This is a genomic window from Streptomyces caeruleatus, assembly GCF_001514235.1.
GTDB lineage: Bacteria > Actinomycetota > Actinomycetes > Streptomycetales > Streptomycetaceae > Streptomyces > Streptomyces caeruleatus.
Genome location: NZ_KQ948968.1, coordinates 1 through 2,612, shown reverse-complemented (window position 1 = coordinate 2,612; position 2,612 = coordinate 1). Strand labels below are relative to the sequence as shown.

Genomic DNA, 2,612 nt, shown 5'->3' with positions numbered 1-2,612 from the left:
TCAACCACCGGCCACGGCCGCTGCTCAGTCAGCAACTCCACCGCACCCGCCGACCAGTCCACCTCAGGCGTCGGCTCATCCACATGCAACGTCCGAGGCAACACACCCCGCTGCATCGCCAACACCATCTTGATCACACCAGCCACACCAGCAGCCGCCAACGTGTGACCGATGTTGGACTTGACCGACCCCAACCACAGCGGACGATCCGCAGGCCGATCCTGCCCGTAGGTGGCCAACAGGGCCTGGGCCTCGATCGGGTCACCCAACCGAGTCCCCGTCCCATGCGCCTCCACCACATCCACCTCAGCCGCAGCCACACCAGCACTGGCCAACGCCTGCAAAATCACCCGCTGCTGCGACGGACCGTTCGGCGCGGTCAACCCGTTCGACGCACCGTCCTGGTTGATCGCCGAACCCCGCACCACCGCCAACACGCGGTGCCCGTTACGCCGGGCGTCCGACAGCCGCTCCACCACCAACAACCCGGCACCCTCACCCCACCCGGTGCCGTCGGCCGACGCGGAGAACGCCTTGCAACGGCCGTCCTCCGCCAATCCTCCATACGTGGCGAACCCGCCAAAGATCCCCGCCGTGGCCATCACCGCCACACCACCGGCCAGCGCCATCGTGCACTCGCCGGAGCGGAGCGCCTGGGCCGCGAGATGCAGGGCCACCAGCGACGACGAACATGCCGTGTCCACCGTCACCGCGGGCCCCTCCAAGCCCAACGTGTAAGCGATCCGCCCCGACAGCACGCTGCTCGCGCCACCGATCAACGTGTAGCCCTCGGCGTCACCCGAGACGTCCCCGACAGTGTCGTACCCGGAGACCGCCCCGCCCACGAACACACCGGTCTTGCTGCCCTTCAACGAGTGAGGGTCGATGCCGGACCGCTCCAGCGCCTCCCACGCCGTCTCCAACAGCAACCGCTGCTGCGGATCCATCGCCAACGCCTCACGCGGCGAGATACCGAAGAACCCGGCGTCGAACTCCGCCGCGTCGTAGAGGAAACCGCCGTACCGGGTGTAACTGGCGCCGCGGTCCGTGTCGTCGGGGGTGTCCAGCGCCCAGCCGCGGTCGTCGGGGAAATCGGAGATCGCGTCCGCTCCGTCGCTGAGCAGCCGCCAGAGGTCCTCGGGTGAGGTCACTCCGCCGGGAAAGCGGCACGCCATCCCGACCACCGCGATGGGCTCCGGTGTGGTCAGTTCGGCATTGCGGCGGCGGAGTCGCTCGGTCTCCTTCACCGACTCACGGAGCGCTGCGAGAAGCCTGTCCTGCGAAACCGTCATCTCAGTGCCTTTCGTCCAGGACGAAGTCGATGAGCGCTTCCGCGTCCATCTCGTCGAGCTGTTTCTCCGTGTTCGTGGGAGCGTCGTCCTCGCTCGCGCCGGCCAGCCGCAGCAGCACGTCCATCAGTCCTGCGTCCCGCAACCGCGTGAGCGGGATCGAGACGAGCGCTTCGCGTAGTCGTGCCTCGGCCGGGTCGGTCTCTACGGTGGGCGCGAGCCGGCTGTGGAGGTATCCGGCCAGCCGCGACACTGTGGGATGGTCGAACGCGAGCGTCGCGGGCAGTTGCAGACCTGTCGCTGCCGCGAGCCGGTTGCGCAACTCCACCGTCGTCAACGAGTCGAAGCCCATCTCCCGCAACGCCTTCTCAGGATCGACGACCCCTGCCGAGGTGTGCCCCAAGACGGTCGCGACATGGCCACACACCAGATCGAGAAGCAGCTGTTGCTGATCGGCGCCGGTCAGGGCGGCCAGCCGCTGGACCAGGCCGGAGCCGTCCTGGTCACCCGCTCGGACGACCTGCCGGGCCGGCCCACCGACGACCAGTCCTCGCAACAGCGGAGGCACCGGCTCGGATCCGCCGTGTCGGGGGAGGCCGAGGCGGATCGGGGCGAGATTCGCCTCCGGGCGTCGGCAGGCCAGGTCGAACAACGCCAACCCCTCCGCCGCCGGCATCGCACGCACCCCGGCCCGGTCCAGCCGGGCGTGGTCGCTGTCGCCCAGATGCCCGGTCATACCGCTCGCATCGGCCCACCAGCCCCACGCCAACGACGTCGCCGGCAGACCCTGCGCCTGCCGGTGCAACGCCAGCGCATCCAAGAACGCGTTGGCCGCGGCATAGTTGCCCTGCCCCGCAGCACCAGAAGTCGCCGCGAAACTTGAGAACAGGACGAACGCGTCCAGGTCCAGCCCGGCAGTCGCCTCGTGCAGGTACCACGCCGCGTCCGCCTTCGGACGCATCACCGTGTCCACGCGTTCCGGCGTCAACGACGCGATCGTCCCGTCGTCCACCACACCCGCCGTGTGGATCACCGCGGTGAGCGGATGCTGTTCCGGTACCCCGGCGATCAGTTCGGTGACGGCGTCCCGGTCCGATACATCACATGCCACCACCCTCACCTGGGCGCCGAGCATCGTGAGTTCCTCGACCAGTTCCTGCGCCTCCGATGCGGACGGCCCTTGCCGCGACACCAGCGTCAGGTGCCGCACTCCGTGGCGGTCGACCAGGTGCCGGGCCAGCAGAGCACCCAGCGTGCCGGTGCCACCGGTGATCAGCACCGTGCCGTCCCAGGCGAGGCCGTCAGGAGCAGGCAGGGTCAGGG

Annotated in this window: 2 protein-coding genes; both read right to left on the bottom strand. The window is 69.1% G+C overall.

What is annotated here, in order from left to right; translation table 11 throughout:
* A partial coding sequence (locus tag AQJ67_RS44245) for a beta-ketoacyl synthase N-terminal-like domain-containing protein (protein WP_167366264.1) occupies positions 1–1,292 on the bottom strand: 1,292 nt, incomplete at its 3' end.
* A 1-nt stretch (position 1,293) separates the two neighbouring features.
* The coding region (locus AQJ67_RS44240; RefSeq protein WP_159058962.1) for a type I polyketide synthase at positions 1,294–2,612 on the bottom strand (1,319 nt) is incomplete at its 5' end.